Raw genomic sequence first — 13,624 nt, 5'->3', positions numbered from 1 at the left:
CATCATGTCTCTGCGTGACGATTTCACCACCGCCGTCAAGGACGCCATGAAGAGCGGTGACAAGGCTCGCCTGTCGGTCGTGCGTATGATCCAGGCCGGGCTGAAGGATCGTGACATCGCCGCTCGTGGCGGCGAGCATGACGGCAAGATCCCGGAAGCCGAGATCTTGTCGATGCTGCAGAAGATGATCAAGCAGGCCCACGAAACGCTGGAGACCGCCGTAAAGGCCGGCCGCGACGAAATGGCGGCAGCCAGCAAGGCCGAGATCGAGACGCTCTCCTCCTTCCTGCCCAAGCAGATGGACGTGGCCGAGACCAAGGCCGCCATCGCCGCCGTCGTGGGCGAAATCGGCGCTGCCGGCGTCAAGGACATGGGCAAGGTCATGGCCGTGCTCAAGGAGCGCTTCGCCGGCCAGATGGATTTCGGCAAGACCAGTCCGCTGGTCAAGGAAGCGCTCGGCGGTTAAGGACGTCGAAACTCCGGGCTTTTCCGAGACTGATGCGCCCGCTAGATTGCCGGCCGCTGCAACGATGAGGCTGGCATGGCGCCTTCACCACGCTTCCTGGTTCGGTTTTCGGTGATCCTGCTTGCCCTGGCCGGCTTGGCGTCCTGCGCCGACCGGCCCGGTGCGTTGATGCTGCATCCGGTCTCGGCATCGGCCGGTATCGGCACGCCCGTCAACATCCTGGTCGCCACCACCCGCCAGCGCTCCGAGACCGACAAGCGCGACTTCACCGCCAAGCGCAATTTCGGGCTGAGCTACGAAGCCTACACGATCTCGGTGCCACCCAACCATGCCGTCGGCAATATCGAATGGCCGAAGAAACCTCCCGGCAATCCGGCCGTCAACTTCGTGGTGACCAACTCGGCTCCCCTCGACCAGGCTCGCTTCGATGCGGCGGTGGTGAAGGACACCAAGGGCACCGGCGAAGTCATCGTCTTCGTGCACGGCTATAACACCAATTATCAGGAAGCCGTCTATCGGGTTGCCCAACTCGAGAAGGACAGCGGCTTCCCCGGTGCCGTGGTCGCCTTCGCCTGGCCCTCGCTCGGGACCTTGACCGGCTATGTCGCCGACCGCGAGAGCACCACCTATTCGCGCGATTATCTGGAGAACACGCTGAACGGCCTTGCCCGCACGCCGGGCGTCAAGCGCATCCACATCATAGCGCATTCCATGGGCAACTGGCTGGCGGTGGAAACCCTCCGCCAGGCCCGGATCCGCGGCAACTCGGCCTTCCTGCCCAAGCTCGGCGAAGTCTTCCTGATGTCGCCGGATATCGACATCGACGTCTTCCGCACCCAGCTCGACACCATCGGCAAGCTGAATCAACCCATCACCGTCGCGATTTCGCGCGATGACCGGGCCCTCGGCTTTTCGCAGCGGCTGGCGGGCGACGTACCGCGCGTCGGCAATGTCCTGATCGACAACAAGAAGGCCCAGGAGGCCATTGCCCATTACGGCCTGCGGGTCATCGACATGTCGGACGCCAAGAGCCTGGATTCGATGAATCACAGCAAGTTCGTCGGGCTGCTGCCTTCCCTGAATCAGATGGCCAAGAATGATGCGGCGGCTGCGCGCGGCAATCCGATCTCCCGAACCGGGCTGTTCGTCGTCAACACGGCCGGCACCCTGCTCCAAACCCCCTTGCGTCTGGGCGAAGCCATCGTCGGGCAGTGAGATTCAAGATTTTCGGAAGCTGGCGGCGGTGGCCGAGATGCCCTGTTCGAGCGGCATCGGCCGGAAGCCGAAATAGCGCTCGAAACTGCTGCCATCGACCAGGAACGGACGGTCGTGCTGATAGGACGTCTCGGTCCACTCCCCGAGAAAGGGCACGAACCGGCCCATCACCTTCTGCAGCCAGCCCGGAAGCGCTTGCAAGCGCGGCTTCACGCCGAGTGCGGCGGCGGCCATGCCGATCACCGCGCGCGGGGTGCGCGCCGGAGCGCAGGGCATGATCCAGGCCCGGCCATAGGCGTCATCCGCCGCATCGGCGAGCAGGATCGCCGCCGTAGCGACATCCGGCGCATAGGCGAAGGCGTGCGGCTCGTCTGCGGCGATGCCCAGCTGTGCGGCGCGGCCGGCGGCCAGACGACCGATGGCCTCCTGGCCGAGTACCGACAACACCACGCCGGGACCGTAGAAATCGGCCACCCGCAAGGCCGCGGTCTTCACCGCGCTCATAGCCTGCCACTGTCGTGTAATGGCGGCGCGCACCCTGCCCTTGCGGCCCGGGGCATCGAGGGGGGTGTTCTCGTGGAGCGGCCCGCGCTGGGGACCGTGCATATAGAGGTCGTCGACAAAGACCAGACGCGCGCCGTTCGCCTCGCAGGCTGCCAGCATATTGGTCATCAGCCGGGGCCAGTCCCTCTCCCAGATGGCCGCGTCATAGGCGAGGCCGATGGTGCAGATCAGCACATCGTGCCCCTGAAGCGCGGCAGTCAGGCTGGCTCGGTCGAGAGCATCGCAGGCTCGAAACCGCGCGCCGGACGGCAGATTGGCGGGCTCGCGTCGCTGGGCGACAAGCGCCTCGCGTCCCGCATCCGACAGCTGGCGTGCAACGGCGCGGCCGATGGGCCCGTAGCCCAGGATCATGATCTTGGCAGGCATGGTGCGTTCTCCTTGATGAGGAGACGCTAGCAACGACTATACCATAATTCCAATGCATGCTTTATATCCAATACATGCGTGACGTGCATTTGAAGGCGATCGATCTCAACCTCCTGACAGCCCTCGGCGCCCTGCTCTCCCAGCGCAGCGTCAGCCGCGCGGCGCGCGAGATCGGGCTCAGCCAGCCGGCGATGAGCCGGGCGCTCGATCGCCTGCGCCATCTGTTCGGCGACGAACTGATGCTGCGCTCGGGCGCGGGCATGGTACTCACGGCACGTGCCGAAGCCTTGGCGCCGCAAGTGCAGGAACTCCTGGCCGATATCCGCGCCCTCGTCACCGAACCGCTTTTCGATCCTTCCACCGAGCGCCGCACGCTTCGGATCGCGGCGGTCGATTCGCTGACAACCCTGCTCTTTCCCGGCGTGATGGCGCGGTTGCTCCGGGAAGCCCCCCATATCGACCTGCGGGCCGTGCCGATCGGAACGGATATCGCCCATCGCCTGCAAAGCGGTGACATCGACATGACCTTCGCCCTGGCCAATTACCCGCTCGCGGCCGGGACCCACAGCGAGATGCTGATGGACGATCGCCTCGCGCTGATCATGCGACGCGATCATCCCGCCGCGCGGAACGGGCCGCCCAGTCTGGCCGCCTATGCCGCCCTCACCCATGTCACCGTCTCTGTCTTCGGCGACGGCAGCACCGAGGCGGATGCGGCGTTGGCCGCGGCGGGCCTGGAACGGCGCATCGGCCTGACCACGCCGCATTTCACCTCGGCCCTCATGGCCGTTGCCCGCACCGACATGGTGACCGTGCTTTCCCGCGCCTTCGCCCGGCAATTCGCGGAAGCCTTCGATCTCGTTCTGCTCGAGCCCCCGCTCGAGCCAGCCGATCTGAAGGTCACCATGGTCTGGCACGCATCCCGCAAGCATGATCGCCTGCTCGCCTGGCTGCGGGGAATATTCAAAGAGGTTGCCGCCGACATGGCGGCATAAACCTTGCTGAAGGCTCCGGCTTCCAACCAGGGGCTGCGAAATACAACCCATGGACGTTTTTCAGCATCATGGCGTAACGGATGCGTGCACGCCGAGAACGCATCCTGTCTAGAAGAGGGCCGACCCGATCCAGACTTGGCGAGAACGGCTCTCCAAGCCTCTGACTTTTTTTGATTACCTAGAATTATTTTGAATTCTATAAATAAATTTTATGAATATACACATATATTACAAATATTTATTTCAAAAAATAAGTATTTCATAAAATTGTCATAAAACTATATGTGGCTTTTTAGAGACACTTCCTAGTTATAAATACGTCACACCAATCAAAAGTTGTATTTTCAATTGTGAATCTTTTGAAGATTCCGCAAAGACGCCTCGGTTCCCGTTCGGCGGGTGCCTGGCCGTCGTCTCGCCTTTCGAGCGAATTGACCGGGCCCCGACGCCGGAACGAGCCAGCCCGATGCACTCAATCCAATTTGCTCAGTGAGCCTTCAGATGACGATGAAATCTCTCCTCCTCGGCGCCGCGGCCAGCCTTGCCGCCCTTGCCACCGCCCAGGCCGCCGACCTCCCCATGACCAAGGGGGAAGCCGTCGAATATGTGAAGGTCTGCTCCGCCTTCGGCCCCGGCTTCTTCTACATCCCCGGCAGCGACACCTGCCTCAAGATCGGCGGCGAGATTCGCGCCGACTATCGCTTCTACAACCAGAGCGGCGACGGTTTGTCCGGTAACAACAATTACCGCGTCGATGGCTATAAGCAGAACCGCAACATCCACAGTTCTGCTTTCAATACCGAAGCACGTATCTCCTTCGACGCCCGCACCCAGACCGAATTTGGCTTGCTGCGCTCCTTCTTCCAGATCCGCGGCAACAGCCATCCCATCAACTGGGATTCCTCGAAGGACACGTCCGGCAACACCTTCTCGATCAAATACGCCTACATCCAATTTGGCGGGTTAACCGCCGGTTATGCGCACTCCTTCTTCGGCTTCTACGACCTCGACTTCGGCAACACAGTCTGGGGGCCCTATTACGCCCAGTCCAACGTTGTGAATCTGTTGGCCTATACGGCCGACTTCGGTGGCGGCTTCACGGCGACCCTCTCGATCGAAGACGGTCGCGACCATCGTCAGAATGCTTTCCGCAGCACACAGCAGGGCGGGCAGCAAGTGCCCGACGTCGTCGGGCAGATCCGGTTGAAGCAAGACTGGGGTTCGGTGTCGGTGCAGGCGGCTGCACATCAGTATCGCACGGCCGAACCTGCGGTTGACGCCAACGGCGTCCTGATTCCTGCAGGCACGGCTGGCTATTATCCCCGCGAGAATAAGTGGGGCTATGCAGTGGGCGGTACGTTGCTCGTCAACATCCCCGTCATTGACAAGGGCCACTTCGTGATTGAAGGCCAGTATGCCGATGGCGCGCTGGACTATCTCGGTATCGGCTCCAGCAAGCTCAAGGGCCAGGACTTCTTCGTGACGTCCAACAATCGGACGATCGACGGCGGCAAGGGCTGGTCGGTAACGGCTGAACTTGGCGGCAACTTCACGCCGCAGTGGGGTGCCAACCTGGTCGGCGCCTATATCGACACCACCTATGACAAATTCAGCAATCTCGGCGACCGCAAGGTCCAGGAGTATTCGCTGACGGGCAATCTGACCTATACAATCGTCAAGGGCCTGACCGTCACCGGCGAAGTGACCTACACCCATCAGCAGATCGACAATCTGTCCTATGTACCGGCGGCTGGCGTTGCTGCGATCGCCCGCGACGCCAAGTCGGACTTCTGGACCGGCGGCGTGCGTATCAAGCGTACCTTCTGATCCGTCTCTGCGATCATCACATCAAGAAAGGCCCGGCTTTTGCCCGGGCCTTTTTCATGTGCTCCGTTCCATGATTGGTAGCAAGGCTAAAGGAAATCCTCGGGATGCCAGAAGCCGGGTCGATCCCGAATGAGGGAGATGCCGCCGCAGACCAGCACTACGAGAAAGGCAATGGCGCCCATGATCCGTGCGATGGCGCCGATACTGTCAATCAGTCCCATGATCTCGGCCAACGGCTCCTGCCCGCGCATGGCATTGCAAGCAATCATCGAGAGCGGGCGTTTTCATGGCCGCAAGCCGCCATCACTCCTCCCGGAGCATGGATGGCTCCAACGCCCTGAGGACAACGGGGAAAGATTCGACTCACCCCTCCGTGCTAGACTGAGGGCTCTTGCGTCGATAGCCATCGTCCTCACATAAGAGCCCATGAAATACCCACCTTCCCTGCTCGACGAGATCCGTGCCCGGCTGCCCGTGTCGGAGGTGGTCGGCAGGCGCGTCAAGCTCAAGAAGCAGGGCCGGGAATGGCGCGGCCTTTCGCCCTTCAACGCCGAGAAGACGCCGTCCTTCTATGTCAACGACCAGAAGGGCTTCTATCACTGCTTCTCCTCGGGCAAGCATGGCGACATTTTCCGCTTCCTGAGCGAGGTCGAGGGCATTTCCTTCCCCGAAGCGGTGGAGCGTTGCGCCAACGATGCGGGCGTCACCCTGCCCAAGATGACGGTGGAGGATGTCCGCCGCGAGGAGCAGCGCGCCTCGCTGCATGAGGTGATGGAGCTTGCCGCCACCTTCTTCCAGTCCCGCCTGCAGGCGCGGGAAGGCGCCGCTGCCCGTGGCTATCTCGCCGATCGCGGCCTGACGCCGGCGATCCAGGCCGAATTCGAGATCGGTTACTCCCCGAACGAGAAATTCGCCCTGCGCGATCATCTCGCCGGCAAGGGGGTCGACCGCGATGCCATGATCGAAGCGGGCCTGCTCATCCATGGCGAGGACATCCAGGTCCCCTATGATCGCTTCCGCGACCGCATCATGTTCCCCATCCATGACGTGCGCGGCAAGGTGATCGCCTTCGGCGGCCGCGCCATGGACAAGGAGGCATCCGCCAAATATCTCAACTCGCCCGAGACATCGCTCTTCCATAAGGGCGCCTGCCTCTACAACCATCATCGTGCCCGCAAGGCCGCCCATGAGAAGGGCGGCGTCATCGCGGTCGAAGGTTATGTCGACGTCATCATGATGAGCGTGGCGGGCTTCGGGCATACGGTCGCCCCGCTCGGCACGGCCCTCACCGAAGACCAGCTCAACCTGCTCTGGCGCATGAGCGAGGAGCCGGTGCTGTGCTTCGACGGCGACAAGGCCGGCCGGCGCGCCGCCTACCGCGCCGTCGACGTAGCGCTGCCACAGATCGGACCGGGCAAGACCTTGAAATTCGCGCTGCTGCCGGGCGGGCAGGATCCGGACGAACTGGTACGCAGTTCGGGTGCCACGGCGGTTTCGGAAGTCCTGCAAGGTGCCCTTCCCCTGTCCGACATTCTCTGGGAACGGGAAACGCAGAGTGGTGACTTTTCGACGCCGGAGCGGCGGGCCGCACTCGAACGCAAGCTGATGGATGCGTTGGCGCCGATCCGCGACGAAACGGTGCGCAAGCATTATCGCGCGGACATGGACAACCGCCTGCGCAGCTTCTTTGCCCCGGCCCGGGCCGCCCAATCCGGTTTTGCAGGCGACCCGCAACGGGCGTGGCGCCAGGGCGGCGGCCGGCGCGAAACATCGCAGGCCACGCATCTGGTGACACCCGCGGTGAGGGAAAGTGCACGCATGCGGGGTGGCCATGGCAGCATTCCCGCGCGCGAGGCCCTCATCCTGGCCGTCGTGGTCGCTCATCCCTATTTGCTCGACGACCATTGCGAATTGCTGGCAGGGCTCGAATTCGAGAATGTCGAGGCGAGCCGCCTGCGCCAGGCTTTGGTCGACTGCGTGGCACACGGCCTGCGCGAATCAGTTGCGCTCGAAGCAGAGCTGATGCTGCAGGGATTCGAACGTTTGCTTGCCCATATCGCCGCTTTGAGCGGTCCAACCCACTTTTGGGTGCGACGGGACGCCGCGTTTCCCGACGTTCGGGACGGATTCGTGCATGCAGTGGCCTTGCATCATAAGAATCGTACGCTACATAAGGAACTCAGGCTCGCCCAGGCGGCCATGGATCAGGACTTCACCGAAGAGAATTGGGCTCGGCTCACCGACATCAAGGCACAGATCGCCGCGATGGAAGGAACCGAGGCAACGATCGAGGGGTTTGGAGCTTCGTCCGGGCGGACTTCGCGAGCCGTGTAGGAGCTGTCAGGGTTAACGGCGGATTAGCCATTACCCCGGTAGTGATAGCGCCAGTTCCTGGAACTGGATTTCGATTCTGGCAGTTGCTGCAAGGCGTTGCATGGGCGAATCGAAGGTCTTTCCCAGGGCGCTGGAGCAAGGCGGCGACAAGTCGGGTGGCTCCGGGTACCGGATGCTGCCCTTTTTGGTGTTGGCGAACGGTCCGGGTAGGCGGGAACTTCCCGCGAAGTGCAGGGTTTTGGGCCAGGGTTCCCACCCGATACCAAGATCGGGCGCCAAGGCCTTGAAGTTGTTCGGAATTGCTCGGACGCGCCGGCAGGCGAATCTGAGAGTTTCCACATCGGGTTTGGCACAGGGTGCGCGGATGCGCCAGTGCTTGCGGACCAAAATCTGTGGTCCCGGAGAATTGGCAATCGCCGGGCTCGGACCGGCAGGGACGTATTGCAGGATTTCAGAGCTCTACCCGGCGGGGCGAGCTGCGAAATCCTGCTTTGAGCGAGTGAGGGAAAGCAACGATGGCGAAAAAGGAAGCTGACAAGGAAGAAACGCCGGACACCGAAGCGCCGAGCCAGGACAGCCCCTTGCTCGACCTGTCGGATGCCGCGGTTCGCGCCTTGATCAAGCGCGCCAAGAAGCGTGGCTATGTCACGCATGAAGAGATCAACAACGTCCTGCCTTCCGATCAGGTCGATGGCGACCAGATCGAGGACGTGCTCGCCATGTTCTCCGAAATGGGGATCAATGTCGTCGAGAACGAAGAGAACGAGGAGTCCGAGGAGGCTGCTCAGGGCGAGGAGGAGGAAGCCGAGGGCGGCGACCTCGTCGAGGCCACCACCTCTTCACGGGCGATCGCTTCCACCACCACGGCCAAGGAGCCGACCGACCGCACCGACGATCCCGTGCGCATGTATCTGCGCGAGATGGGAACGGTGGAGCTCTTGTCCCGCGAAGGCGAAATCGCCATCGCCAAGCGCATCGAGGCCGGCCGCGAGGCGATGATCGCGGGGCTTTGCGAAAGCCCCCTCACCTTCCAGGCCATCATCATCTGGCGCGACGAGCTCAATGACGGCAAGATTCTCTTGCGCGACATCATCGACCTCGAAGCGACCTATGCCGGCCCCGACGGCAAGAACCCGCCGGCAGTGGCGGGTGAAGGCGAGGCCGAGGCCGGCGAGGCCGAGCAGCAGCAGATGGACGACGACGCCTTGCCGCCGATGGACGGTGACATGGACGAAGACGACATGGAGAACAACGTGTCGCTCTCGGCCATGGAAGCCGAGCTCAAGCCCAAGGTGCTCGAGACCTTCGATCGCATCGCCGACGACTACAAGAAGCTGCGTCGCCTGCAGGACGTGAATGTCGAGAGCCGGTTGCAGAACCGCTCGCTCTCGCCGTCGCAGGACCGCAAATACAAGAAGCTGAAGGAAGAGATCGTCGTCAACGTCAAGAGCCTCTCGCTGAACCAGGCGCGTATCGATGCCCTGGTCGAGCAGCTCTACGACATCAACAAGCGCCTGATCAGCTATGAAGGCCGCCTGATGCGCCTGGCCGAGAGCTATCGCGTCGACCGGACGGACTTCCTGAAGACCTATCAGGGCTCGGAGCTCGATCCCAAGTGGATCCTGCGCGTTTCCAAGCTCGGCTCCAAGGGCTGGAAGGAGTTCGTGGCCCACGAGCTCGAGACCATCAAGACGATGCGCGAGGACATCCACAACCTCGCCACCGAGACCGGGCTCGAGATCACCGAGTTCCGCAAGATCGTGCATATGGTGCAGAAGGGCGAGCGCGAAGCCCGCCAGGCGAAGAAGGAAATGGTGGAGGCCAATCTGCGCCTCGTCATCTCCATCGCCAAGAAATACACCAATCGCGGCCTGCAGTTCCTCGACCTGATCCAGGAAGGCAATATCGGCCTGATGAAGGCGGTCGACAAGTTCGAGTATCGCCGCGGCTACAAGTTCTCGACCTACGCCACCTGGTGGATCCGGCAGGCGATCACCCGCTCGATCGCCGACCAGGCCCGCACCATCCGCATCCCCGTGCACATGATCGAGACGATCAACAAGATCGTGCGCACGTCGAGGCAGATGCTGCACGAGATCGGCCGCGAGCCGACCCCGGAGGAACTGGCCGAGAAGCTCGCCATGCCGCTCGAAAAGGTGCGCAAGGTGCTCAAGATCGCCAAGGAGCCGATCTCCCTGGAAACCCCGATCGGCGACGAGGAGGATTCGCATCTCGGCGACTTCATCGAGGACAAGAACGCCATCCTGCCGATCGACGCGGCCATCCAGTCCAATTTGCGCGAGACCACCACGCGCGTGCTGGCTTCGCTGACCGCCCGTGAGGAGCGCGTGCTGCGCATGCGCTTCGGCATCGGCATGAACACCGACCACACGCTGGAGGAAGTCGGCCAGCAATTCTCGGTGACGCGCGAACGTATCCGCCAGATCGAGGCCAAGGCCCTGCGCAAGCTCAAGCATCCGAGCCGCTCGCGCAAGCTGAGGAGCTTCCTCGACAACTGATTCCCCGGAGCGCGGACTTCTCAGCGACATGCAAGCATGTCGCGATATCCGCTCTTGGAAGCTGAGAGCACACCAAGAAAGGGCGCGAACCTCACCGGTCGCGCCCTTTTTTCGTAGGATGTTGCTTCCAAGAGCGGACTGGAAGTCCGCGCTCCGAAGAGGCGCTACTCCGCAGCCGGCGCAACCTCCGCCGGCTTGGCCTCCTTCTTCTTCCTGCCGGGCGCGATCAGGCGCATGGTGACGTAGAACACCGGCGTCAGGAACAGGCCGAAGAAGGTGACGCCCAGCATGCCGAAGAACACGGCGGTGCCGAGAGCCTGGCGCATTTCGGCGCCGGGGCCTGTAGCGATCAGCAGCGGCACCACGCCCAGGATGAAGGCGAAGGCCGTCATCAGGATCGGGCGCAGGCGCAGGCGGCAGGCCTCCACCACCGCTTCGATCGGGCTCTTGCCATCCCGCGCCTCGGCCTCGCGCGCGAACTCCACGATCAGGATGGCGTTCTTGGCGGCCAGGCCCACCAGTACGATCAGGCCGATCTGGGTGAGGATGTTGTTGTCCATGCCGCGCGCCATCACGCCGAGCAGCGCCGAGAGCACGGCCATCGGCACGATCAGGATGATGGCGAGCGGCAGCGACCAGCTTTCATACTGGGCGGCCAGCACCAGGAAGACGAACAGCACCGACAGGGCGAAGATGAAGATCGCGGTATTGCCGGTCGCCCGCTCCTGGAAGGCCAGGTCCGTCCATTGGAAGCTGGTGCCCTGCGGCAAGGTTGCCTTGGCCAGGGCCTCCATCTCGTCCAGGGCCTGGGCCGTGGAGACGCCCGGGCCGGCATTGCCCTGCAATGGCACGGACGGGTACATGTTGTAGCGCTGGATCAACTGTGGGCCGGAGACCTCCTTCACCTCCACCAGCGTGCCGAGCGGCACCAGGGCCCCCGACGCCGAGCGTACGCGCAGGCCCCCGATCTGTTCGGGATCGTTGCGGAAGCGCTGGTCGGCCTGGGCTTGCACCTGGTAGACGCGCCCGAACGCATTGAAGTCATTGACATAGGCCGTGCCGAGATTCTGCTGCAGCGTGTCGAAGATGTTGGTGATCGGCACGTTCAGGATCTCGGCCTTCTGCCGGTCGATATTGAGGAAGAGCTGCGGAGAATTGGCCGAGAAGGTGGTGAACACGCCCGACAGCTTCGGATTCTGGCGCGCCTTGCCCATCATCTCATAGGTCGAAGCAAGGATGCGCTGGATGTCCGAGCCCAACCGCTCCTGCACCTGCAGCTTGAAGCCGCCGGCATTGCCGATACCACGCACCGGGGGCGGCGGGATGGCGATGATGAAGGCCTCCTCGATCACCTGCATGCGGCCGAACAGGTCCTTGATGATCTTGTCGGCCGTCAGCCCTTCCTTGAGGCGCTCCTCGAAAGGCTTGAAGGGCACGAAGACCGCAGCCGAATTGGTGGCATTGGTGAAGGTCGCGCCAGAGAAGCCGGCAAAGGCGACGGCATCCTGCGCACCGGGCGTTGCCCGCGCGATTTCCGAGACCCGCCGGGTGACGGCATCGGTGCGCGAAAGCGCGGCACCGTCCGGCAGCTGCACGACCACGATGGCATAGCCCTGGTCGAGCGTCGGGATGAAGCCTTGCGGTACCTTCTGCACCGCCCATACCGTGCCGGCCAGCAGTCCCGCATAGAGCGGAAGCATGATGATCTTGCGCCTGACGACACGATTGACGCTGGAGGCATAGCCATTGGACAGGCCATCGAAGCCGCGGTTGAAGCCGCCAGCCAGGCTCTTGCCGAGCTTCGTCAGAGGGTTGCGCGGCGGCTCGTGACTGTGCGGCTTAAGCAGGATCGCTGCGAGCGCCGGCGACAGGGTGAGCGAGACGAAGGCGGAGAGGAAGGTCGAAACTGCGATCGTCAGCGCGAACTGCCGATAGAACTGGCCCGATATCCCAGGAATGAAGGCGGTGGGAATGAAGACCGCGCCCAGCACCAGGGCGATGGCGATCACCGCCGTGCCGACCTCGTCCATGGTTTCATGCGCCGCATCGCGCGGCGACATGCCCAGGCTGATGTTGCGCTCGACATTCTCCACCACCACGATGGCGTCGTCGACCACGATACCGATCGCCAGCACCATGCCGAACAGGGTCAGCGTATTGAGCGAAAAGCCGAAGACGGCCATGATCGCACAGGTGCCGATCAGTGAGATCGGAATGGCGATTACCGGGATGAGCGCCGTGCGCCAGCTCTGCAGGAAGATGATGATCACCACCACCACCAGCACCACGGCCTCGCCGAGGGTGTGGTAGACGGCATTGACCGATTCCGCGATGAACTGGGTGGGATTGTAGACGATCGAATAGGCGATGCCGGGCGGGAAGGACTGCTTGAGCTCCTCCATCTTCTTGATGATTTCGTCGGCGGCCTGCAGCGCATTGGTGTTCGGGCGCTGGAAGATCGCCAGCGCTACCGCCGGCTTGCCATTGAGATAGGAATTGGTGACGTAATCCTGGGCGCCGAGTTCGACGCGCGCCACGTCCTGGACCCGGACGAGCTGTCCGTCCGGGGTCGAGCGCACGATCACGCGCCGGAACTGGGCGACGTCCTGGAAGCGCCCCTGCGTGTTGATGGTAACCTGGAAGGCCCCGCCCGAACTGGTCGGCTCCTGGCCGATGGCGCCGCTGGAAACCTGGACGTTCTGGGCCTGGATAGCCTTGACCACGTCGGACGAGGTCAGGCCATAGCTGGCCAGCTTGTCCGGATCGAGCCAGACGCGCAGGCTGTACTGGCGCTCGCCGAAGATGGTGAGATCGCCGACGCCATCGAGACGCAGGAGGTCGTCGCGTACATTGTTGCGGGCGTAGTTGGAGACGTAGAGCTGATCATAGCGGTCATCCGGCGAGAACATGTGGATGACCATCATCAGGTCGGGCGAGGACTTCAGCGTGGTGACGCCGAGGCGCCTGACATCGTCGGGCAAACGGGGCGTCGCGATGGCCACCCGGTTCTGCACCAGCACCTGAGCGGTATCGAGATCCGTACCGAGCTTGAAGGTGATGGTCAGCGACATCGAGCCATCGTTGGAGGCATAGGAGGACATGTAGAGCATGTTCTCCACGCCGTTGATCTGCTGCTCCAAAGGCGTCGCCACCGTGGCAGCAACGGTCTGGGCATTGGCGCCGGGATAGCTGGCGCGCACCACGATGGTGGGTGGTGCGATCTCGGGATATTGCGCAACCGGCAGGCCGAGAAAGGCGATGGCGCCGACAAGGGTGATCACGACCGCCAAAACCGAAGCAAAGATCGGCCGATCGACGAAGAAATGGGCAAACCGCAT

Annotated in this window: 9 protein-coding genes; 6 read left to right on the top strand and 3 right to left on the bottom strand. The window is 62.7% G+C overall.

The genetic code is table 11. The annotated features are described in order from the left end of the window. The first annotated feature begins 4 nt into the window (after positions 1-4). Positions 5-466: a GatB/YqeY domain-containing protein gene (locus ACTJKX_RS04150; RefSeq protein ID WP_311934376.1), complete on the top strand. Its 462-nt coding sequence runs from the start codon at positions 5-7 to the stop codon at positions 464-466. A 75-nt stretch (positions 467-541) separates the two neighbouring features. Next, entirely contained in the window at positions 542-1,681 is a 1,140-nt protein-coding gene (locus tag ACTJKX_RS04145; protein ID WP_394309764.1) for an alpha/beta hydrolase, read from the top strand. 3 nt (positions 1,682-1,684) lie between these two features. On the opposite strand, the gene ACTJKX_RS04140 is transcribed toward ACTJKX_RS04145, so the two are convergent. Further along, a complete protein-coding gene (locus ACTJKX_RS04140; protein ID WP_394309766.1) occupies positions 1,685-2,611 on the bottom strand; it encodes an NAD-dependent epimerase/dehydratase family protein in 927 nt (308 codons plus the stop codon). Between the two features lie 56 nt (positions 2,612-2,667). On the opposite strand from ACTJKX_RS04140, the gene ACTJKX_RS04135 reads away from it, so the two are divergent. After that, on the top strand, positions 2,668-3,606 hold the full coding sequence (locus ACTJKX_RS04135) for a LysR family transcriptional regulator (RefSeq protein ID WP_440724457.1): 939 nt from the start codon (positions 2,668-2,670) through the stop codon (positions 3,604-3,606). Positions 3,607-4,107: 501 nt separating this feature from the next. Then, the gene (locus tag ACTJKX_RS04130) at positions 4,108-5,433 is read left to right on the top strand and encodes a porin (RefSeq protein WP_440724456.1); all 1,326 of its coding nucleotides are present in this window, start codon (positions 4,108-4,110) and stop codon (positions 5,431-5,433) included. 86 nt (positions 5,434-5,519) lie between these two features. Here ACTJKX_RS04130 and ACTJKX_RS04125 read toward each other — a convergent pair whose 3' ends face one another. Beyond that, entirely contained in the window at positions 5,520-5,654 is a 135-nt protein-coding gene (locus tag ACTJKX_RS04125; protein WP_440724455.1) for a hypothetical protein, read from the bottom strand. Positions 5,655-5,859: 205 nt separating this feature from the next. Between ACTJKX_RS04125 and dnaG the strand changes: the two genes are divergently transcribed. Both dnaG and rpoD read left to right on the top strand, forming a co-directional pair. Beyond that, entirely contained in the window at positions 5,860-7,767 is a 1,908-nt protein-coding gene (gene dnaG / locus ACTJKX_RS04120; RefSeq protein WP_440724454.1) for a DNA primase, read from the top strand. A gap of 515 nt (positions 7,768-8,282) precedes the next feature. Further along, positions 8,283-10,286, top strand: a complete 2,004-nt coding sequence (gene rpoD / locus ACTJKX_RS04115; protein ID WP_311933054.1) for an RNA polymerase sigma factor RpoD — start codon at positions 8,283-8,285, stop codon at positions 10,284-10,286. A gap of 164 nt (positions 10,287-10,450) precedes the next feature. Here rpoD and ACTJKX_RS04110 read toward each other — a convergent pair whose 3' ends face one another. Next, complete coding sequence (locus ACTJKX_RS04110) at positions 10,451-13,624, bottom strand: efflux RND transporter permease subunit (RefSeq protein ID WP_394309774.1); 3,174 nt, start codon at positions 13,622-13,624, stop codon at positions 10,451-10,453.

Source organism: Labrys sp. 22185 (assembly GCF_052045555.1).
Classification (GTDB): Bacteria; Pseudomonadota; Alphaproteobacteria; order Rhizobiales; family Labraceae; genus Labrys; species Labrys neptuniae.
Note: the sequence above shows the minus strand (reverse complement) of the source record. Positions and strands in the feature narration are given on the sequence as shown.

Bases quoted from the DNA above. Each gene is read 5' to 3' on its own strand.
- ACTJKX_RS04110 (WP_394309774.1), bottom strand. From the start codon at position 13,624: ATGCGGTTTGCCCATTTCTTCGTCGATCGGCCGATCTTTGCTTCGGTT.
- ACTJKX_RS04125 (WP_440724455.1), bottom strand. From the start codon at position 5,654: ATGGGACTGATTGACAGTATCGGCGCCATCGCACGGATCATGGGCGCC.
- rpoD (WP_311933054.1), top strand. From the start codon at position 8,283: ATGGCGAAAAAGGAAGCTGACAAGGAAGAAACGCCGGACACCGAAGCG.
- ACTJKX_RS04130 (WP_440724456.1), top strand. From the start codon at position 4,108: ATGACGATGAAATCTCTCCTCCTCGGCGCCGCGGCCAGCCTTGCCGCC.
- ACTJKX_RS04150 (WP_311934376.1), top strand. From the start codon at position 5: ATGTCTCTGCGTGACGATTTCACCACCGCCGTCAAGGACGCCATGAAG.
- ACTJKX_RS04145 (WP_394309764.1), top strand. From the start codon at position 542: ATGGCGCCTTCACCACGCTTCCTGGTTCGGTTTTCGGTGATCCTGCTT.
- ACTJKX_RS04135 (WP_440724457.1), top strand. From the start codon at position 2,668: ATGCTTTATATCCAATACATGCGTGACGTGCATTTGAAGGCGATCGAT.
- dnaG (WP_440724454.1), top strand. From the start codon at position 5,860: ATGAAATACCCACCTTCCCTGCTCGACGAGATCCGTGCCCGGCTGCCC.
- ACTJKX_RS04140 (WP_394309766.1), bottom strand. From the start codon at position 2,611: ATGCCTGCCAAGATCATGATCCTGGGCTACGGGCCCATCGGCCGCGCC.